The sequence below is a fragment of the Pseudonocardia bannensis genome, from assembly GCF_012911875.1.
Taxonomy (GTDB): domain Bacteria; phylum Actinomycetota; class Actinomycetes; order Mycobacteriales; family Pseudonocardiaceae; genus Pseudonocardia; species Pseudonocardia bannensis.
The window spans coordinates 1-19,861 of record NZ_JAAXKZ010000049.1 but is presented as its reverse complement, the minus strand read 5'-3'; the positions used below and the strand labels follow the sequence as shown (position 1 = coordinate 19,861).

Genomic DNA, 19,861 nt, shown 5'->3' with positions numbered 1-19,861 from the left:
CGACGACTCTATCGGCGCGCAGGCGCCCCTCAGCCGAGCACCCGGGTCAGGGCAGGCCCCACCTCCGCCAGCCGCCGCACCGGCTGGCTGATCCCCCCGCCGCGCGCGGCGAGCGCCGCGGCGGCGGCCTCCGCGCCGGCGTCCGGCAGGGGACACAGCACGTGCAGCCGGTCGATCCCGCCGAGCGCGGTCATCGGGTCGTCGCCCGCGGTGTGCAGGCAGTCCGACAGCAGCACGACCATCCGCTCGTCGGCCACCGCGCCGGCGAGCTGCGTGCTCGCCTCCCGCAGGCCTGCGGCGAGGTCCGTCGTGCCGTGCCCGCGCAGCGCGACGAGCTCGGCGATCAGATCCTCCGGCGGCCGGCGCACCCCCTGGGGCTGCAGCACCTTCACCCCGGCACTGAACGCCAGCACCGCGGGCTCGAGCTTGGACCCGCCCTCCTCCGCGGCCAGCACGACACCCGACGCGGCCACCGCCGCCAGCGCCACGGCCAGCCCCTGCATGGAGCCGCTCATGTCCACCACGAGGCAGATCGCCCGGCGGTGCGCCGTCCAGCTGCGGGTGACGAGGTCCTCCGGCGCCGGGCGGCCGGAGAGACCCGGATCCCAACGGTCGAGGGTGCGGTCGAGGTCGAGGTCGCCCTCACCGTTGCGCGCGGGCCCGAGCCGTCGCGTCCCGCGCGCCTTCGCCGGCCCTACCTTGCCGAGCTGGATGAACACCCGCCCGGCCAACCGGCGGGCCGCGGCACGCAGCTGCACGTCGGTGGCCACGGCCAGGTCGGCGAGTAGCGCGGCGGCCGCCTCCGGGTCCTGGGCGAGCACGGCGTCGAACGCCTCCGCGTCGAGTTCACCCAGCTCGGGTGAGACCTCCTCGAAGTGCTCATGGCGCGCCGCGAGCTGCTGGCGGCCCTGCGTGCGGCCGGCCTGCTCGCGGCCCGGGCGCTGCCGGGGTTGGAAGCCTGCCGCGGGTGGCGGCAGGCCGTCAGCTTTTCCCGGGCCGTCCGCGTCGTCGTCGGGGTTGACCGGTTCGGGTTCGTCGGCAGGCCAGAAGCGGTCCAGCAGCTCGTCGATCACCGATTCCGGGGTGCGGTCCACCCCGTCGGCGATCCGGATGCGACCCGACAGCGCGGCGTACGCGGCATCGCGCGCGGTCTCGCGCCCCAGCGGGGACTCGCCGCGCAGCTCGCCGAGCCCGGTGAGCACCAGCGCGAGGTCGATGGCCCCGCGCACCGACGAGCCCATGCGCACGTCGCGGTGCTCCCGGGTCGCCCGGGTCAGAGCCACCGCGAGCTCGACGACCCGGCCGTCGAGGCCGCTCACCGACGAGGTGATGAGGCGCTCGGACGGTTCGTCCTGGTAGCCGAGGACGACCCGGCACATGCGGTCGGCGATGGCCTGGCTGACCCGGGCGGTGCCGATGGCGTCGAACGGGTTCATCGCGGCGATGAGGCGGAACCGCGCGCCGGCGTGCACGGTGCCCAGCCGCGGGACGGCGATCTCGCCCTCGGTGAGCACGGTGATGAGGACGTTGAGGGTCTCCTCGGGGACGCGGTTGAGCTCCTCGAGGTAGAGCAGCCCGCCGCCGCGCATTGCGGTGAGCAGCGGCCCGTCGACGAAACTGGCCGGCTGGTAGCCGTCGACCAGCACCTGCGACGGGTCGAACGCGCCGATCAGGCGGGCCGGCGTCAGCTCGGCGTTGCCCTCGACGAACACGACGTCCTGGTGGGCGTCGCGGGCGATCGAGCGCAGCAGTGTCGACTTCCCGGTGCCCGGCGGGCCCTCGATGACGACGTGGCGCCCGGTCGCCAGCGCGACGGTCAGCACCTCGCGCTCGCGGCGCAGGCCGACGATGGGCGGCGGCGTGGCGGTGGCCGGGGGCCTGGGCGTCACGGATGCTCCTGTGAGGACGCACGTCGGCGGGGTGGACCGGTCCGGCCCACCCCGCCGAGTCGGCGATCAGTGGTCGATCAGCAGGGATCAGCTGTCGTAGACGATGACGCCGCGGATGTTCTTGCCGTCGTGCATGTCCTGGTAGCCCTGCTGGATCTCGTCGAGGGTATAGGTCCTGGTGACCAGCTCGTCGAGCTTGAGCACGCCCTCGCGGTAGAGCTGCAGCTGGCGCTTGATGTCCCAGTTCGGGTTCGAGGCGCCGAACATCGCGCCCTGGAGTCGCTTCTGGAACAGGGTCAGCTCCGACAGCGCGATCGGCAGCCCGACCTCGGTGATGTCGCCCAGCGCGGTCACCACGCAGGTGCCGGCCTTGCGGATCGCGGCGAACGCCTGTTGCACGTGCTCGGGCTTGACCACTCCGGTGGTGACGATCGAGGAGTCCGCGCCCTGGCCGTTGGTGAACTGCTGAGCCAGCTCGATGGCCTCCTCCATCGTCTCGACCGCGTGGGTGGCGCCGAGCTCCTGCGCCTTCTCGCGCTTGAACGCGATCGGGTCGACGGCGATGACGTTCGACGCGCCGGCGTGCGCGGCACCCTGCACGGCGTTGATGCCGATGCCGCCGATGCCCATGACGATCACCGTGTCGCCGGGCTGCACCCCTGCGGAGTTCACCGCCGACCCCCAGCCGGTGCCGACGCCGCAGCCGACGAGGCAGGCCTTGTCGAGCGGGATGTCGTCGTCGACCTTCACCGCGGAGTCGGCCGACACGGTGGTGGTCTCGAGGAAGGTCGAGATGCCGCACATCTGGCCGACCGGGGTGCCGTCGGTCAGCTTGAGCCGGAAGTCGGTCGGGTCTCCCCAGCGCGACCCGGCGAGCAGGCCGGCACCGAGGTCGCAGAGGTTCTGCATGCCCGACGCGCACCAGCGGCAGTGCCCGCAGGCGGGCAGGAACGAGAAGACGACGTGGTCGCCCTCCTTGATGCCCTTCGTGTTCTCACCGGCCTTGGTGACGATGCCGGCGCCCTCGTGGCCGCCGGCGAAGGGGTAGACGCCGACCGGGATGTCGCCCGTCGCGATGTGGTCGTCCGAGTGGCATAAACCCGACGCCACCATCTTGACCTGGATCTCGCCCGGACGCGGGTCGTCGACCTCCAGGTCCACGACCTCGTACTTGCCAGGTGCCTGACGGACGATCGCCCCACGAGTCAGCATGCTCTGTTCTCCCTTGAACATTGAACGCCCGGGATCGCCTGCACCGGCCGGGGAGCCGGTCGGACGCCCGGTTCGACTTCGATCGGTGGAGCGCGGTCCGACAATGTGTGCCGCGCCACTCCACGGTGTTCATATCAGCATGCGCATAGCTTCGGAAGATCGGTACGCCTTCGGGTCAACCCATCCGGAGGTCTCCGGGTGGGCCCGTCCGATCCGCCGATTGATCTTCTACGAATCGTTGACGCGCCGTGATCAAGCAGTAGAGTTCGGGCACCCCGGACGGCACAGGAGCCATGTTCATGACCGAACTCTTCAATGCTGCGGAGTACCTGACCGAACGCCGGGTCACCGCCGGCGATGCCGACCGGGTGGCCGTCCGCCATCCCGGCGGCACCCTGACCTACAGCGAGCTCGCGGCCGAGGTCCGCCGCGTGGCCGCCGGGCTGAGCGCGATCGGGGTACGGCCCGAGGAGCGGGTCCTGCTGTGCATGGTCGACGACGTCGAACTGTTCACCGGCATCCTCGCGACGATGTACATCGGCGCCGTCGCGGTGCCGTCGTCGACGATGCTCACCGGCGCCGAGATGGGCAAGCTGGTCGCCGACTCCCGGGCCCGGGTCCTGCTGGGCAGCCACCAGTTCAGCGATGCGGTGCACACCGCGGCGGCCGGGGCACCCGACCTGCGCCACGTCGTGCTCACCGGGCCCGACGGCCCGGACCCGGCGGCGCTGGGCGCCGGGGTGACCGCGCTGACCTGGGAGCAGCTGCTCGAGGCGGGTACCGCGAGCCCGGTCTCCGCCCCCTACCCCACCTGGGACGAGTCACCCGCGCTGTGGCTGTACACCTCCGGGACGACGGGGACGCCGAAGGGAGCGATGCACCGGCACGCCGACATCCGCTACGTCGCCGAGACCTACGGCCGGCAGGTGCTGCGGGTGCGGCCCGACGACGTGTGCCTCTCGGTGGCCAAGCTGTTCTTCGCCTACGGCATCGGCAACTCGATGTTCTTCCCGCTCTCGGTCGGCGCGTCGGTGGTGCTGGAACCCTCGCGGCCGAGTCCGGGCCTGTACGCCGCGCGGGTCGCCGAGCACGGCGTCACGTTGTTCTTCGCGGTGCCCAGCTTCTGGGGCCCACTGCTGGCCGCCGACAGCTCCGTCGTGGACCCGGCCGCCTTCAGGACCGTCCGGCAGGGCGTGTCGGCCGGGGAGACCCTGCCCGCCCGGATGTTCCACGGCATCCGCGACCGCTACGGGATCGAGATCCTCGACGGCATCGGCTCCACCGAGGCGCTGCACATCTTCATCTCCAACCGGCCCGGTGCGGTGACCCCCGGCAGCTCGGGGACGCCCGTCCCCGGCTACCAGGTGGAGCTGCGGCGTACCGACGGAACGGTGATCGAGGAGGCCGGCGAGTCCGGGATGCTGTTCATCTCCGGGGACTCGATCTGCACCGGCTACTGGTGCCGCACCGACGTCAACCGGGCGGTGTTCCACGGCGAGTGGATGCGCACCGGCGACCAGTACGTGCGCAACGACGACGGCACCTACACCTGCCTGGGCCGCGCCGATGACGTGCTCAAGGTCGGCGGGATCTGGGTCAGCCCGACCGAGGTCGAGTCCCGGTTGCTGGAGCACCCGGCCGTGGCCGAGGCGGTCGTGATCGGGGTGCCCGACGCCGACGGCCTGGACAAGCCGGTCGCCTACGTGGTTCCCCGGCCCGGCGCGGTCGTCGATCCCGACGAGGTGATCGCGTTCTGCCGAGCCGGGCTGGCGGCGTTCAAGCGCCCCCGCGCCGTGCTGCCGATCGCCGAGCTGCCGAAGACCGCGACCGGCAAGATCCAGCGGTTCCGGCTGCGCGCCCTCGCCGCGACGGCCCCGGTGTCCGAGGCGGTCAGCCAGCAGGAGACGCCCGTATGAGCGAACCCGTTGCGGCGCAGCGGGCCGGCGGGCGGATCGGCGTCGTCGGCGCGGGCACGATGGGCACCGGGATCGCCTATGTCTTCGCCGCCGCCGGCGCGGAGGTGACCGTCGTCGAGCCCGATGGCGAACGTGCCCGGGCTGCGCTGCGCACGGCCGCGACCCAGGCCGCCCGGGCCGCCGAGCGCGGCAGGCTCGACGCCGCGGTGGCGCAGGGGGTGCCGGACCGGCTGACCGTGGTGGCCGACGTCGCGGAGCTGCCGGAGGGCCTCGACCTGATCGTCGAGTCCGTGCCCGAGCGGATGGAGCTCAAGCGGGCGGTGCTGGCCGCGGCCGAGCGGCGCTCCCCCCGGCTGCTGGCGTCGAACACCAGTGGGCTGCCGATCAGCGAGCTGGGCGCGGACCTGGACCGGCCGGCCGACTTCCTCGGCCTGCACTTCTTCAACCCGGTCTGGTCGATGCCGTTGATCGAGATCGTGCACTCCCCGGCCACCGCCCCCGAGCAGATCGACGCCGCGCGGGCCGCCGCCGAGCTGGTCGGCAAGGAGACGATCGTGGTGCGCGACGCGCCGGGGTTCGCCACCAGCCGGCTCGGCATCGCCCTGGGTCTGGAAGCGATCCGCATGCTCGCCGACGGCGTGGCGGCGGCGGCCGACATCGACCGGGCGATGGAGCTGGGCTACCGGCATCCGATGGGCCCGCTGCGGCTCACCGACCTGGTCGGTCTCGACGTCCGGCTCGACGTCGCACGCAACCTGGCGAAGACCTACGGCGACCGGTTCGACCCGCCGCAACTGCTCGTGGACAAGGTCGCGGCGGGCGAGTTGGGGCGTAAGACCGGACGCGGGTTCTACGACTGGCCCGCACCGGACTGACCCGCGTATCCGGCGTCGGCTCCGTGCTGCGCCGCCGTCGGGGGCCCGACAGACTCAGGAGTGCGCGACACCGGCGAGGAGGCCTGCATGACGACCCAGCAGACATCGGTCCGATGGATCCGCGAGACCCCCGCCACCTGGGACGCCGACAAGACCCGGGTGCTCGGCGGCCTCGCCCCGGGGTTGTTCGGGTTCGGCTCCCCGAGCGAGGGCGACGCGCTGGGGGACGAGTGGTGGCGGGTCGAGGAGGACGGCAGGGTCGTGGGTTACGGCCGGCTCGACGACTCCTGGGGCGACGCCGAGATCCTGGTGCTGGTCGACCCGGAGCGACGTTCGTCCGGCATCGGGTCGTTCATCCTCGGCCACCTCGAGCGCGAGGCCGGCGAGCGGCACCTCAACTACATCTACAACGTCGTCCCCCGCGGCCACCCGGACCCCGAGTCGGTCACGTCCTGGCTGGCCGCCCGCGGTTTCACCCCCAACGACGTGGGCGAGCTGCGCAAGCGGGTCACGGACGGCGGGACGCGCTGAGCGCGCCCGGCCGTCCTGATCGACGTTCTACATCACTGTCCCGTTGCGCAGTAGTGTTGTAGAGTGACGGGCAACCCACCGCGCCCGAGCGCAGGAGGCTCCCGACATGACCACCACCGAAAACGCCGCGGCGGGTCCCACCGACCCGGACGCAGCCGAGATCCCGAAGATCTCCTTCGACACAGACCCGGCGTCGTACAAGCACTGGACCCTCGACCTCGACGGCGCCGCCGAGACCGGGGTCGCGTACCTGCGGCTCGACATCGACGAGACCGCGGGCCTGGTGCCCGGCTACGAGCTGAAGATGAACTCCTACGACCTAGGGGTGGACATCGAGCTCTACGACGCCACCCAGCGGCTGCGTTTCGAGCACCCCGAGGTGCGTGCCGTCGTCGTGACCAGCGGCAAGGACCGCAACTTCTGCGCCGGCGCGAACATTCGGATGCTCGCCCAGAGCTCGCACCCGTGGAAGGTGAACTTCTGCAAGTTCACCAACGAGACGCGCAACGGCATCGAGGACGCCACCACGAGCTCGGGCCAGACCTACATCGCCGCGGTCAACGGCACCGCGGCGGGCGGCGGTTACGAGCTGGCGCTGGCCTGCGAGCAGATCCTGCTGATCGACGACAACTCCTCGGCGGTCTCGCTGCCGGAGGTGCCGCTGCTGGGCGTGCTGCCCGGCACCGGCGGGCTGACCCGGGTCATCGACAAGCGCAAGGTGCGCAAGGACCGGGCCGACGTGTTCGCCACGAAGTCCGAGGGGATCCGCGGCCGCCAGGCCGTCGAGTGGAAGCTCGTCGACGAGACCGTCCCGAAGCGCGCCTGGGACGAGACGGTCCGCGAGCGGGCCGCCGAGGCGGCCGCCCGTTCGTCGCGTCCGGCCGGTGCCCGCGGCATCACGCTGCCCCCGCTGCAGCGCGAGGAGACCGACGACGGCATCACCTACCGGCACGTGAGCGCGGCCTTCGACCGCGCGCAGGGCCTGGTGGAGATCACCGTCCACGGCCCGTCGGGCGGGGTGCCCGAGTCGCTGGAGCGTGTCCACGAGCTGGGCGCGGACTTCTGGCCGCTGGCCATGACCCGCGAGCTCGACGACCTGATCCTGCGGCTGCGGGCCAACGAGCTCGAGCTCGGCACCTGGATCATCCGCACGAAGGGCGACGTCGAGGACGCGCTGGCGTTCGAGCGGATCATCGCCGAGCACTCCGGGGACGACTGGCTGGTCAACGAGATCCGGCACTACTTCAAGCGGGTGCTCAAGCGCCTCGACGTCACCTCGCGGTCGCTGATCGCGCTGATCGAGCCGGGCTCGTGCTTCGCCGGTGCGCTGCTGGAGCTCGCGCTGGCCTGCGACCGGCAGTACATGCTCGACGGCACCCTCGACGAGGAGGCGGGTGAGCAGGGCGACGAGGCCCAGATCGTGCTGAGCGAGTCGAACTTCGGCGCGTTCCCGATGGGCAACGGCCTGCCCCGGCTGGCGTCGCGGTTCTACGGCGACGACGACCACGTCGCCAAGCTGCGCCAGGAGGTCGGCCGCCGGATCTCGGCGCGGGAGGCGATGGACCTGGGGCTGGTCACCGACGCCCCGGACGACATCGACTGGGACGACGAGATCCGGATCATGCTGGAGGAGCGCGCGTCGCTGTCCCCGGACGCGCTCACCGGCATGGAGGCCAACCACCGGTTCGTCGGCCCGGAGACCATGGAGTCGCGGATCTTCTCCCGGCTCACGGCCTGGCAGAACTGGATCTTCGTGCGCCCCAACGCCTCCGGCCCGGAGGGGGCGCTGCGCAAGTACGGCACCGGCCGCAAGGCCGACTTCGACCGCAGGCGAGTCTGAGTAGGGATGACCAGCAATGTCGATTGATTACACCGAGAAGATCCCGAACAACGTCGATCTCGCCGGCGATCGGAAGCTGCAGCGCGCGCTGGAGTCGTGGCAGCCGAACTTCCTCAACTGGTGGAAGACGATGGGCCCGGCCGTCCCGACGCAGGACGTCTACCTGCGCACCGCGGTCGACGTCGGCCGCGAGGGCTGGGCCCAGTTCGGTCACGTCGCGATGGAGGAGTACCGCTGGGGCGTGTTCCTCGCCGAGCGGGGCGACGACCGCCGGATCGCGTTCGGCGAGCAGAAGGGCGAGCCGGTCTGGCAGCAGGTCCCCGGCGAGTACCGCGCCGACCTGCAGCGCCTGATCGTCATCCAGGGCGACACCGAGCCCGCCTCGGTCGAGCAGCAGCGCCGCCTCGGTGAGACCGCGCCGAGCCTGTACGACCTGCGCAACCTGTTCCAGGTCAATGTGGAGGAGGGCCGTCACCTCTGGGCGATGGTGTACCTGCTGCACGCCTACTTCGGCCGCAACGGCCGCGAGGAGGCCGAGGCGCTGCTGCACCGCAACTCCGGTGACCTCGACTCCCCGCGGATCCTCGGCGCGTTCAACGAGGAGACCCCGGACTGGCTGTCGTTCTTCATGTTCACCTACTTCACCGACCGGGACGGCAAGTACCAGCTCGGGACGCTGAAGGAGTCCGCCTTCGACCCGCTGTCGCGGACGTGTGAGTTCATGCTCAAGGAGGAGGCACACCACATGTTCGTCGGCACCACCGGTGTCGACCGCGTGGTGGCCCGTACCGCGGAGCTGATGCGCGAGCACGACACCGACGACGTCGGCCCGCACGGCGGCATCCCGCTCGACGTCATCCAGCGCTACATCAACTTCCACTACTCGGTGTCGCTGGACCTGTTCGGCTCCGAGCAGTCCACGAACGCGGCCAACTACTTCACCGCGGGCCTGAAGGGCCGCTGGCAGGAGGAGCGCCGCCGCGACGACCACGTGCTCACCGAGGACTCGGCGTACGTCGACCTCGTCAAGGACGGGGAGATCACCACCAACGAGGTGCCGGCGCTACTCGCGCTCAACCACGACCTGCGCAACGAGTACGTCAAGGACTGCCAGAGCGGCATGAAGCGCTGGAACCGCGTGTTGGAGAACGCCGGGGTGGACCGCACCCTGACGCTTCCGCACGTCGGGTTCAACCGCGACGTCGGCCTGTTCGCCGACCAGTACGTGTCCCCGAGCGGGCAGTTGATGACCAAGGAGCAGTGGGAGGCGAAGAAGGACTCCTGGCTGCCGAGCGAGGTCGACAAGACCCACGTCCGCTCGCTGATGCGCCCCGTCTACGAGCCCGGCAAGATCGCGGGCTGGATCGCCCCGCCGTCCAACGGCATCAACGGGCAGCCGTTCGACTACGAGTACGTCCACCTGGCCTGACCCCCCGCCCGGCGCGGGCCGTGCCCCACTCCGGGCACGGCCCGCGCCGTCGCACATCCGCTGCAAACGCGCCCACTGCCCACCCCCACCGCGTCAAGGCCCCACAACGCGTGAGCTGGTAGCTGGTCGGGGCGGGTCAGGTGTTTCTGGTGCGGAGGACGGCCCAGGCTGTCGCGGCCGCCGCGACGGCGGCCACGGCGGCGAACGCCGTCAGGGCGACGGGCAGGGCGACGTAGCCGATCGCCAGGCCGAGGCCGAGCACCGGCATGGTCAACCCGGCGTACGCGGCGAGGAACAGCGCCGCGAGCGCCTCGGCGCGGTTCTCCGGCGGCGCGCTCGAGGCCACCACCGCGACGGCCGCGGCGAACACGAGCCCCGCGCCGGCGCCGACGACGACCTCCCCCAGCAGGAACAGCGGCAGCACCTGCGCCCACGCCCCGGCGAGCACGATCACGAGCCCGGCCGGCAGGGCCGCGAACCCGAGCAGGCTGGTCCGGCGGCGCGTCGGATCGCGCACCAGCGACTGGGCGAGCGCGGCCGTGCCGAAGGTCAGCGCCGTGGGAAGGCCGCCCAGGGTGTGTGACGACTCGTGCAGCACGCCGGCCACGAACGCCGGTCCGAGCGCGGCGAACAGCCCGAACAGCGAGAACCCGACGATCGCCGCGAACGCCGCGGCCGCGAACCGGGCGCGCCGGCCGGGTGGGACCGCGATCCGCTGCGGGCGGTACCCCTCGCGCAGCCCGATGACCCGGACCGTCTCGGGGACCCGGAGCAGCAGCAGCGCAGCGAGCAGTAACAACCCCAGGTAGACCGCGTACGGCACCTCGAGCGGATGCGGTGCGAGGTCGGCGAGTACCCCGGCGACGAGCGGGCCCAGCCCGAGTCCGCCCAGGTTGGCGGCGGTGGCGACCACGTTGGCACGCCGGTTGCTCGCCCCGGGGCGGGCCGCGGCGTGCAGTTCGGCGAGGTAGGCCATCGACGTGGAGGTGGCCATCCCGACCGAGACGCCGGAGAGCACGCGCGCGACCAGCAACCCGGGCAGCGTCGGCCACACCAGGAACAGCACCGCGGACACCGCGCTGACCAGCACCGACGGGATCAGCATCCGGCGCCGGCCGAGCTGGTCGGACAGGTGGCCGAGCAGGAACAGGCTGACCAGCACGCCCAGGGCGTAGGCGGCGAAGACGACCGTCATGGTGGCGGCGGAGTAGCCGTCACGCGCCTCGTAGAGCACGTAGAGCGGCGTCGGCACCGTCGCGAAGGACATCACGACGACGAACGCGAACGTCACGACCCAGAACCCGGACGCAGCGCGGGGTCCCGAGGCCCCCACTCCCGCGTCCGGGCCGGTGGCGGCCACCTATGCCGCCGTCCGACGGGCGGTCAACGCCGCACACATCTCCTCGAAGCTCACCAGGTTGTGCCCGGCGAGGAAGACGTCCACGTGCGGCAGCGCGGCCGCCATCCCGCGGGCCAGCGGCCGGTAGCGGGGGTCGCCCTTGAGCGGGTTGAGCCACACCACCCGGTGCGCCCGCCGGGCGAGGTTGCGCATCGCCGTGCCCAGCGTCTCCGGGTCGTCGCGGTCCAGGCCGTCCGAACAGACGACGACCAGCGCACCGCGCACGGCGGAGTGCGCGCCGAAGCGGTCGATCAACTCACGCATCGACGAGCCCAGCAGGGTGCCGCCGTCCCAGTCGTCGACATCGGTGCCGATGCGGCGCAGCGCGGCGTCGACGGAGGAACGGCGCAGCGACTCGGTGATCCGGGTCAGGTGCACACCGGCGGTGAACACCTCCACGTGGTGCCCGGCGTGCAGCATCGCGTGGCCGAAGCGCAACAGCGCCAGGGCGTAGGGGCCCATCGAGCCGGACACGTCGATCACCAGGGTCAGCGGCCGCTCGCGGGAGGGCACCCGGCGCCGGGGCAGCCGCATGGGCTCGCCGTCGGTCGGCAGGGCCGCCCGCAGCAGCCCGCGCACGTCGAGGTGCGGGCCGGAGGCGGCCGGCTCGCGCCGCCGCCCACGGCGCCGCGGCAACTCCGGGCTCAGCCGCTTGATCAGCGCGGCGGCCTTGCGCCGCTCCTCGGGGCTCATCAGGGCGAACGACTTGGCCTTGAGCACCTGGAGGTCGCTGGGCACCAGCCTGGCCTCGTCGGCCTGCTCCTCCACCCGGTCGGCGGCCTTCGCGCTGGGGGTGCCCGAATTGTCGGCCTCACGCTCCACGATGCTCGTCGGGACCGCGGGGGGCGGCAGCGGGGGCAGCCCGTGGTCGTCGACGGCGGGCGGGCCGAAGAACTCGACGAACGTCGCGTCGTAGACGGGGTACTGGTTGCGCTGGGTGACCAGCACGGCCCGGCCGGCGAGGTAGATCTCGCGCAGGCCGGGACGCTCGAGCAGGTGCAACGCGGAGTAGAACGCCGTCGTCTGCTCCGGACCGATGACGAGGCCCCTGCGGCGCAGCAGGGCGGCGAACTCGACGCAGGTCCGCCCGGTCACCTCGAGCGGGTCACCGCTGCGCCCGCCGCCGCGGACCCCGGAACCGTCGACGATCACGGACTCGTCGGGACGACGTCGTCGATCTTCTCGGCCACGAGCTGCTGGTCGTCGACGTCCTTGACCAGCGCACTCAGGGTGGCGGTGGCGATCTCCCGGTCCAGCGTGGCGACCCCGACCATGTGCAGGGCGCCGGCCCAGTCGATGGTCTCCCCCACGCCGGGCGCGTTGCCCAGCCCCAGACCGCGGATCCGCTGCACCGCCTGCGCCACCTGCCGGGCCAGCGCCTCGGGCACCTCGGGGGCACGCACGCGCAGGATCTCGAACTCGCGGTCCGCGTCCGGGTGGGCCACCCAGTGGTAGAGGCAGCGGCGGCGCAGCGCGTTGTGCAGGTCGCGGGTGCGGTTGGAGGTCAGCACGACCAGCGGCGGTGACGCCGCGGCGATCCGCCCGACCTCGGGGATGGTCACCGCGAAGTCGGACAGCAGCTCCAGCAGGAAGGCCTCGAACTCGTCGTCGGCGCGGTCGAGCTCGTCGATGAGCAGCACCGCCCGGTCGCCGGCCTCCAGGGCCTCGAGCAACGGGCGGGACAGCAGGTAGTCGCGGGTGAAGACGTCGGTGGCCTTCTGGCCGCCGTTGTTCTCCGACCCGCGCACGGCCAGCAGCTGCCGGCCGTAGTGCCAGTCGTAGAGCGCCTGGCTGGTGTCGATGCCCTCGTAGCACTGCAGCCGGATCAGGTCCCGGCCCAGCAGCGAGGCCAGCGCCTTGGCGATCTCGGTCTTGCCGACGCCGTTCTCGCCCTCCAGCAGCAGAGGACGGTTCAGGCCGAGGGCGAGGAAGGTGGCCATGGAGAGGGCGTCATCGGCCAGGTAGCTGACCTTGCCGAGCTCGTCCTTCAGTTCGGCGGGGGACGTGAACGGGTTCTGCACTCTCAATCCTCACTCTTGCGGCGCGAGCCGCTGGAACGGCCCGGCTCCGGAGCGCGAGTGACTCCGGAGCCGGGCCGAGCTGGCTGGAGGCCTCCTACTTCGAGGACTCCGCGATGGCGGCCTGCACCGTCGCGACGATCGTCGCGGGCTTCACCGGGAGCTCGCGGACGCGCATCCCGTACTCCCGCAGCGCGTCGTCGATGGCCGCGGAGACCACGGACGGGGTGACCATCCGGCCGCCCTCGCCGCCGCCCTTGATGCCGTACTCGGTGAACGGCGAAGGGGTCTCGACGTGCCCGATACGGAACGGCGGGACCTCGTTGGCCGTCGGCACGAGGTAGTCCATGAACGTCGAGGACTTGAACTGCCCCTCGTCGTCGTAGGCCAGCTCCTCGTACAGGGTCGACCCGAGGCCCTGCGCGGCGCCGCCGGTGACGTGGCCGCCCAGGCTCTTCGGGTTGACCATCGTGCCGGCGTCGTGGACCGCCACGTAGTCGAGGAACTTGGTCGTCCCGGTGTCCGGGTCGACCTCCATGACCGCGATGTGACAGGCGTGGCCCATGATCGGGTAGAAGACACCCAGGTCGGACCGGTCCGCCGAGGGCAGGGTCGTGTACGGGTGGTCGTAGGTGTAGCTCTCCTCCAGCCCGCTCTCCATGCCGGGCGGCATGTTGAGCGCGAAGAAGTACGCCGTCGAGGCCAGCTCCGGCAGGCTCAGCGACTTCTCCGGAGCGCCCTTGACCTGGACCCGGGCGTCGACCAGCTCCAGGTCCTCTGCGGCGACCTCGAGGGAGTGCGCGGCGATGTCGATGAGCTTGCGCTGCAGCTTGCGCGACGCACCCCGCACGGCGCCGGCGAGCATGACCGTGTACCGGCTACCACCGGGACCGGTGCCCGGGAGGGCACGGGCGGTGTCGGCGTAGCGGACGTTGACGGTCTCCGGCTCGATGCCGAACTCCTCGGCCAGCACCGTGGTGCCCACCGTTTCGGGGCTGTTGCCCCACATCGACTGGCAGTGCAGCAGCAGCTGGAACTGCCCCGCCGGGTCGATGGTCACCGTCGCGCTCTCGGGGCTCGAGGTGAGCGGGAAGTCCGGGTTGTCGTTCAGGGCCCAGAACTCGGTCGCGCTGAAGACGCTGCGCTCCTGGGTGGTGGCCAGGCCGATACCGATGTAGCGGCCCTCCTCCTCGCGCAGCCGCTTCTGCTCCGAGCGCCAGTGCTCCAGGTCGATCATCCCGAGCGCCTTGTCCAGGACGGCGGGGTAGTTGCCGCTGTCGTAGACGTTGCCGCCGGGGATCTTGTACGGGAACTGGTCGTTGGTGATGAAGTTGCGGCGCCGGATCTCCTCGGGCTTGAGGCCGAGCTCGACCGCCGCCTTGTCGATCAGCCGCTCCAGCACCCAGTTGTGCACCTCGGAGCCGAAGCCGCGGTAGGCGCCCTGCTGGCACTTGTTCGTGAGCACCGCGCGCAGGTGGTACTTGACGTTGCGGAACCCGTACGGGCCGACGATCTGGGAGAACGCGTTACCGTGGGTACCGACGCCGAACTGCATGTAGGCGCCGTAGTCGTCGACCACGTCGACGTCCAGGCCGGTGATGATGCCCTCGGACGTGAAGCCCATCTTCGCGTCGTAGTAGCGGTCCGACGCGTGGTGGTCGGAGTTCATCAGGTGGTCGAGCCGGTCCTCGACGTAGGACACCGGGCGGCCCGTCCGCAGCGCCAGGAAGCCGGCCAGCGTCGGCACCTTGTGCGCGGTGAACTTGCTGCCGAAGCTGCCACCGGCCGGGACCGGGTTCATCGTCAGCCGGTTCGACGGCAGCTTCAACGCCCCTGCGATGAGGAACGAGAAGTAGCTGAAGTTCAGCGAGTTGCAGTAGATCTCCAGCACCCCGTTGAGCCCCGGGCGGGCGACGGCGCCGGAGGTCTCCATGGGCATACCCGCCGAGCGGCCCCAGTGCAGGGTGTCCTCGACGACCAGGTCGGCGCCGGAGATCGCCCCGGCGACGTCGCCGAACTCGAAGGTCCGCTCGTAGCCGATGTTGCTGCCGTGCCCGTCGTGCAGGAGCGCGGCGCCCGGCTCCATCGCGGCCACCGGGTTGGTCACCGCGGGCAGGTCCTCGAACTCGACCTCCAGCAGCTCCACCGCGTCCTCGGCGATGTACCGGCTCTCCGCGATGACCGCGGCCACGGCCTCACCGACGTAGCGGACCTTGTCCACCGCCAGCGGGAACTGGGGGATCGACGACGGGCCGAAGTTCATGCACGGGTTCATGTGCGCCTTGCAGTCCTCGCCCGTGACCACGGCGACGACACCCGGCAGCTTCAACGCCTCGGTGGCGTCGATGGAGCGGATGGTCGCGTGCGGGACCGGGCTGCGCAGGATCGCGGCGTGCAGCAGGCCGGGAAACTTCAGGTCGGCGATGTAGCCGCCGCGCCCGACGAGCAGACGCGGGTCCTCGACGCGCTTGCGGTCGGAACCGATGTACTTGTACCGGGGCTTCTCGTTCTCGACGGTGGTCATCGCGTCAGGCCCCCTTCGCCTCGTCGTGAGCGGAGCCGCAGCCGCCGGCGCCGCCGCAGCGGAGCTTCCGACCGGCGTTCTGAACCGCGTTGATGATGTTCTGGTAGCCGGTGCAGCGGCACAGGATCCCGGAGATCTCGTGGCGCACCTCGTCGTCGGTGCGCTCCTGGCCGTCGGCGAGGATCTCCTTGGTGCGCAGCACCATCGCGGGGGTGCAGAACCCGCACTGCAGGCCCTGCTCCTCGGCGAAGGCCTCCTGGATCGGGTGCAGGTTGTTCTGGTCGGCGGACAGGCTCTCGACCGTCTCGATCTCGTGGCCCTGAGCCTGCACGGCCAGCATCAGGCAGGAACGCACGGACCCGCCGTCGAGCAGCACGGTGCAGCAGCCGCAGACGCCGTGCTCGCAGCCCAGGTGGACGCTGACCAGGTCGAGGTCGTCGCGCAGGAAGTCGGCCAGCGTGGTGCGGGTCGGCACCTCACGGGTCACCTCCTGGCCGTTGACCCGCAGGGTGACGGTGCGGGTGTCGCCGGCGTACCGGGCCTCGGGGCTGTTCTCTGTGGTCGTCACGACCCGTTGCTCCTGTTCTGTGCATCCGCCACGGCGGCCACGACAGCACGCTTCACCACGGTCGCGGCGAGGTGCTTGCGGTAGGTGCCGGTGGCGTGCAGGTCGTCGCCCGCGGTGACGCGGTCGGCGATCCGCTTCGCGGCGGCGGCGATGTTCTCCGCGGTCGCGGCCTGGCCGACGAGGGCCTCCTCGACGACGGTGGCGCGGACCGGGGTGGCGGCGATGCCGGCGACACCGATCGACAGCGCGGTGAACCGGCCGTCCGTGCCGACCTCGGCGACGGCCGCGGCGGCGGCGAGAGCGAAGTCGCCCTCACGACGGGCCACCTCGACGAACGCCGAACCCGAAGCCGCGGAGGCGACCGGGAAGCGGACCGCGACGACGAGCTCGTCGGGCGCGCAGGCGTTCGTCATGAAGCCCTCGAAGAAGTCGCGGGCGGCGATCTCACGACGGCCCGAGGGCCCCTGGACGACGACGGTGGCGTCCAGCGTGATCGCCGCGCACGGCAGCTCGGCCGCCGCGTCGGCGTGCGCGAGGCTGCCGCCGACGGTGCCGCGGTGGCGGTTCTCGATGTGGCCGATGTAGGGCACGACCTTGCCCAGCAGCGGTACCGCATCCGCGACGGCCGCGTCGGTCTCCAGCTCCGACTGCCGCACGCCGGCGCCGATCTCGAGGACCTCGCCGGTCCGCGTGATCCGCTTGAGGTCGGAGATCCCGTTGATGTCGATGAGGACATCGGGGTTGGCCAGCCGCATGTTGAGCATCGGCATCAGGCTCTGCCCGCCGGCGAGGACGAGCGAGTCGTGGCCGTAGCGGCTCTTGAGCGCGATCGCGTCCTCGACGGTGTCGGGATCGCAGTACATGAACTTCGGCGGCTTCATTGCCTTGTCCTTGCCTGTCCGTCGAGCAGGTCCTGACGAGGACCGGAGCTCGGTCGCCTGTGGTGGGTGTTGCTGTCGTTCGCTGCGCCTCGGCATCGCGACCGACATGTCCGCTCGGCAGGTGCGGTGACCGGGGGTCTCACCGCTGCCGCTGGATGCGACCGACCCTACGCCGGGGCCGGCGTCGTTCCCCTGGGATACTCCACAGTACCGCGTCTCACTGCTGTGGCATCTCCCACCTCACACTCGTGAACTGCTCAGAGGTCCGGGCCGTACAGGCCGAAGCGGAGGTTCCGGTCGGCCGGATCCGCCGTGTTCGCGACCTGGTACTGCCGGCCCATCTCGCGCACTCGGTCGAGCAGGCTGCGTCCCAGCTCGAGACGTCCGGGTTCCCATTTCGCGAGCGCGGTCACGACATCGCCGTCGGCATCACGCAGCGCGTCGGCCAGCGCCCACGCGTCGGCGGCGGCCTTGGCCGTCCCGGCGGCGGCGTGCGGGCGGGCCGCGAACGCGCCGTCGCCCATCAGGCACACCCGGCCGAACGCCATCTGCGGCACCTCGATGTCGAGCACCGGCTGGATGAAGGGCTCCTCGGTGCGCGTCACCAGCTCGGCCGCGGACGGCGGCAGCAGTTCCTGCGCCGCGGCCCGCAGCTCCTCGACGAACCGGTCCTGGACCTGACCCGGGTGCACCGACACCGGGCACGGGAAGCCGCGCTTGTCGGTCAGCAGCTCGTCGAGCTCCGGGCCCTCGGCGACGTTGCGATACCAGACGTAGTTGAGCTCGCGCTCGCCCACGGCGAGCTCGCCGTTCTTGCCGGGGATCGGGTACATGCAGATGTGCGTGTGCGGAGCCATCGCGTAGGCCAGCGAGTCGCTCAGCAGCCGGTGCGTCTGCTCGCTCACCGCGCTCTCGGGCACCGTGCCGCGCCAGCCCACGTAGCCGGAGTACCGGGGCATGACCTCGGGCAGCAGCCGTCGCCGACCGGTCGACGAGATGCCGTCGGCGAAGACGACCAGATCCGCGCGCTCGGTCCGGCCGCTGACGAACCGCAGCGTCACCCCGTCGGCGTCCTGGTCCAGCCCCGCGCAGTGCTCACCCAGGTGGTAGTGCTCGGTGCCGAAGTCCTCCAGCAGCGCGCGGTAGGTCTTCGTCCACGAGGTGAACCGCCACGTGCTGGGCTCCTCGAAGGTGATCTCGTCGCCGGCCCCGATGTAGCGCAGGGTGGACGACCCCGTGCTCACCGCCTCCACGGCCTCCACGCCGCCGTGCTCGCGGAACCACCGCACGGTGTCGGGTTGCAGCACGATGCCCGCACCCCGCCCGTCGAGCAGCTCCGGCGAGCGCTCGAACACGTCCACCCGCAGGCCCAGGTCCCGCAGCACGAGGGCGGCCGTCAGCCCACCCATCGACCCGCCGACCACGATCGCCCGTGGCTGGTCGCCGTTGTTCATCGTCTTGCCTCCCACCGCGCTCCTCCTCGAGCCTCTTCGGCAAGAGTGACGGGGACGGGCCGCGGAGGCACTGTGACGAGAGACGGCTTATCCGGACTTCGCTGTGTGCGACCACAGTGGCAGGCTGGCAGCATGACGCAGCAGGCCGACGCGGACACCCAGACCCGCCACGACGAGGTCCGGCGCTGGCTCGCCGGGGTGGGCACCATCGCCGCGGCGGTGAACAACCCCGTGGCGCTTCCCGATCTGCTCGATCTCATCGCCCGCACCGCCTGCGAGCTCATGGGCTACGAGGGGTCCGGGGTTCTGCTGGCCGACGAGACCGAGCACGCGCTCGTCATCTCCGGGTCGCACGGGTTGTCCGCCGAGTACGTGGCGCGGGTCAACGCGGAGCACACGATCCGGCTCGGGTCCGGGCCGCTGAGCGAGGGACCGTCCAGCCGGGCGTTCCGCTCGGCGGCGCCGGTCCCGATCGGGGACCTCTCCGCCGACCCCTCGTTCGACCCGTGGGCCGGTTTGGCCTGGGAGCACGGGTACCGGGCGATCGTCGCGGTCCCGCTGCTCGTCGGCGGCACGCCGGCGGGCACGCTGAACTGCTACCGCACCGAGGTGCACCATTTCGGACCCGACGAGCTCGGCCTGCTCGACACCCTGGCCAACCAGGCCGGCATCGCGCTGGAGACCGCGCGGCTGCGCGACCGCGAACGCGACACCATCGCCGATCTCGAGCTGCTCAACCGGTCGCTGACCGAGCAGCACCGGATGCTGGAGCAGGCCGGGCAGATCCACCGCGAGCTCACCGCGGTGGCCCTGCGCGCGGGCGGGGTGCAGGCCGTGGCCGACGCGCTGTCGCGGCTGCTGTCCCGGCCGGTCCTGGTCGCCGACCCGACCGGGCAACCGCTGGCCAACGCCCAGCACCGCGGCGTGCTGCTCGATCCCGAGCCGATCGCGGTACCCGTGGAGACGACCACCGAGCAGATGACCGAGGTCGTGCCGTCGGAGGACGCACCGGCCGCCGTCCCGCGGATCACCGCCCCGGTGATGCTGGGCGACGAACTGGTCGCGCGGCTGTGGCTGCCCGGCCGGCTCGACGACCTCGCCCCGCTCGACCGCCGCGCGGTGGAGCACGGAGCGGTCGTCTCCGCGCTGGAGTTGCTGCGCCGGCGCACCGCGATGGACGTCGAGTGGCGGCTGCGCGGGGACCTGCTCAGCGATCTGCTGTCCGGCAATCCGCCCGCCGCGCTCGCCGAGCGGGCCGAGACCCTCGGCCACGACCTGGCCCGCCCGCATTCCGTGCTGGTGGTGCGGGGCGACCGGGGGGCGGG

15 protein-coding genes are annotated in these 19,861 nt (G+C 71.7%); 6 read left to right on the top strand and 9 right to left on the bottom strand.

All coding sequences use genetic code 11. The features are described from left to right. Positions 1 to 29: 29 nt before the first annotated feature. Positions 30 to 1,889 (bottom strand): AAA family ATPase, encoded by a 1,860-nt coding sequence (locus tag HF519_RS14860; RefSeq protein WP_169413535.1) that lies wholly within the window; start codon positions 1,887 to 1,889, stop codon positions 30 to 32. A gap of 87 nt (positions 1,890 to 1,976) precedes the next feature. Continuing rightward, positions 1,977 to 3,101, bottom strand: a complete 1,125-nt coding sequence (locus HF519_RS14855) for an NDMA-dependent alcohol dehydrogenase (protein WP_169413534.1) — start codon at positions 3,099 to 3,101, stop codon at positions 1,977 to 1,979. A gap of 299 nt (positions 3,102 to 3,400) precedes the next feature. Here HF519_RS14855 and HF519_RS14850 point away from each other — a divergent pair, with 299 nt between their 5' ends. The 5 genes from HF519_RS14850 to boxB all read left to right on the top strand — a co-directional run bounded on the left by HF519_RS14850 (position 3,401) and on the right by boxB (position 9,692). Beyond that, on the top strand, positions 3,401 to 5,017 hold the full coding sequence (locus HF519_RS14850) for a benzoate-CoA ligase family protein (RefSeq protein ID WP_169413533.1): 1,617 nt from the start codon (positions 3,401 to 3,403) through the stop codon (positions 5,015 to 5,017). Further along, positions 5,014 to 5,892 carry a 3-hydroxyacyl-CoA dehydrogenase family protein gene (locus tag HF519_RS14845; RefSeq protein ID WP_169413532.1) on the top strand — a complete coding sequence of 293 codons (879 nt, stop codon included), beginning with the start codon at positions 5,014 to 5,016 and terminating at the stop codon, positions 5,890 to 5,892. The genes HF519_RS14850 and HF519_RS14845 overlap by 4 nt, the downstream gene beginning before the upstream one ends. A gap of 87 nt (positions 5,893 to 5,979) precedes the next feature. Continuing rightward, the gene (locus tag HF519_RS14840) at positions 5,980 to 6,423 is read left to right on the top strand and encodes a GNAT family N-acetyltransferase (protein ID WP_169413531.1); all 444 of its coding nucleotides are present in this window, start codon (positions 5,980 to 5,982) and stop codon (positions 6,421 to 6,423) included. Positions 6,424 to 6,529: 106 nt separating this feature from the next. After that, positions 6,530 to 8,263, top strand: a complete 1,734-nt coding sequence (boxC, locus tag HF519_RS14835; RefSeq protein WP_169413530.1) for a 2,3-epoxybenzoyl-CoA dihydrolase — start codon at positions 6,530 to 6,532, stop codon at positions 8,261 to 8,263. A 16-nt stretch (positions 8,264 to 8,279) separates the two neighbouring features. Next, the gene (gene boxB, locus HF519_RS14830; protein WP_169413529.1) at positions 8,280 to 9,692 is read left to right on the top strand and encodes a benzoyl-CoA 2,3-epoxidase subunit BoxB; all 1,413 of its coding nucleotides are present in this window, start codon (positions 8,280 to 8,282) and stop codon (positions 9,690 to 9,692) included. A gap of 136 nt (positions 9,693 to 9,828) precedes the next feature. On the opposite strand, the gene HF519_RS14825 is transcribed toward boxB, so the two are convergent. The 7 genes from HF519_RS14825 to HF519_RS14795 all read right to left on the bottom strand — a co-directional run bounded on the left by HF519_RS14825 (position 9,829) and on the right by HF519_RS14795 (position 18,551). Then, positions 9,829 to 10,983: an MFS transporter gene (locus HF519_RS14825; RefSeq protein WP_312860120.1), complete on the bottom strand. Its 1,155-nt coding sequence runs from the start codon at positions 10,981 to 10,983 to the stop codon at positions 9,829 to 9,831. Between the two features lie 69 nt (positions 10,984 to 11,052). After that, a complete protein-coding gene (locus HF519_RS32875; RefSeq protein ID WP_211170044.1) occupies positions 11,053 to 12,243 on the bottom strand; it encodes a vWA domain-containing protein in 1,191 nt (396 codons plus the stop codon). After that, on the bottom strand, positions 12,240 to 13,112 hold the full coding sequence (locus HF519_RS14815) for an AAA family ATPase (RefSeq protein WP_312860119.1): 873 nt from the start codon (positions 13,110 to 13,112) through the stop codon (positions 12,240 to 12,242). The genes HF519_RS32875 and HF519_RS14815 overlap by 4 nt, the downstream gene beginning before the upstream one ends. Before the next feature lie 94 nt (positions 13,113 to 13,206). Beyond that, positions 13,207 to 15,633, bottom strand: a complete 2,427-nt coding sequence (locus HF519_RS14810) for a xanthine dehydrogenase family protein molybdopterin-binding subunit (protein ID WP_169413528.1) — start codon at positions 15,631 to 15,633, stop codon at positions 13,207 to 13,209. Positions 15,634 to 15,637: 4 nt separating this feature from the next. After that, positions 15,638 to 16,201: a (2Fe-2S)-binding protein gene (locus HF519_RS14805; RefSeq protein WP_169413527.1), complete on the bottom strand. Its 564-nt coding sequence runs from the start codon at positions 16,199 to 16,201 to the stop codon at positions 15,638 to 15,640. Continuing rightward, entirely contained in the window at positions 16,198 to 17,082 is an 885-nt protein-coding gene (locus tag HF519_RS14800) for an FAD binding domain-containing protein (RefSeq protein ID WP_169413526.1), read from the bottom strand. The genes HF519_RS14805 and HF519_RS14800 overlap by 4 nt, the downstream gene beginning before the upstream one ends. Positions 17,083 to 17,339: 257 nt before the next feature. Beyond that, positions 17,340 to 18,551, bottom strand: coding sequence for an FAD binding domain-containing protein (locus tag HF519_RS14795; protein ID WP_312860118.1), 1,212 nt, complete (start codon positions 18,549 to 18,551; stop codon positions 17,340 to 17,342). Between the two features lie 117 nt (positions 18,552 to 18,668). Here HF519_RS14795 and HF519_RS14790 point away from each other — a divergent pair. After that, positions 18,669 to 19,861, top strand: a 1,193-nt coding sequence (locus HF519_RS14790) for a GAF domain-containing protein (RefSeq protein ID WP_169413525.1), incomplete at its 3' end; no start/stop codon positions are given.

Bases quoted from the DNA above. Each gene is read 5' to 3' on its own strand.
- HF519_RS14855 (WP_169413534.1), bottom strand. From the start codon at position 3,101: ATGCTGACTCGTGGGGCGATCGTCCGTCAGGCACCTGGCAAGTACGAG.
- HF519_RS14850 (WP_169413533.1), top strand. From the start codon at position 3,401: ATGACCGAACTCTTCAATGCTGCGGAGTACCTGACCGAACGCCGGGTC.
- HF519_RS14845 (WP_169413532.1), top strand. From the start codon at position 5,014: ATGAGCGAACCCGTTGCGGCGCAGCGGGCCGGCGGGCGGATCGGCGTC.
- HF519_RS14840 (WP_169413531.1), top strand. From the start codon at position 5,980: ATGACGACCCAGCAGACATCGGTCCGATGGATCCGCGAGACCCCCGCC.
- boxC (WP_169413530.1), top strand. From the start codon at position 6,530: ATGACCACCACCGAAAACGCCGCGGCGGGTCCCACCGACCCGGACGCA.
- boxB (WP_169413529.1), top strand. From the start codon at position 8,280: ATGTCGATTGATTACACCGAGAAGATCCCGAACAACGTCGATCTCGCC.
- HF519_RS14810 (WP_169413528.1), bottom strand. From the start codon at position 15,633: ATGACCACCGTCGAGAACGAGAAGCCCCGGTACAAGTACATCGGTTCC.
- HF519_RS14800 (WP_169413526.1), bottom strand. From the start codon at position 17,082: ATGAAGCCGCCGAAGTTCATGTACTGCGATCCCGACACCGTCGAGGAC.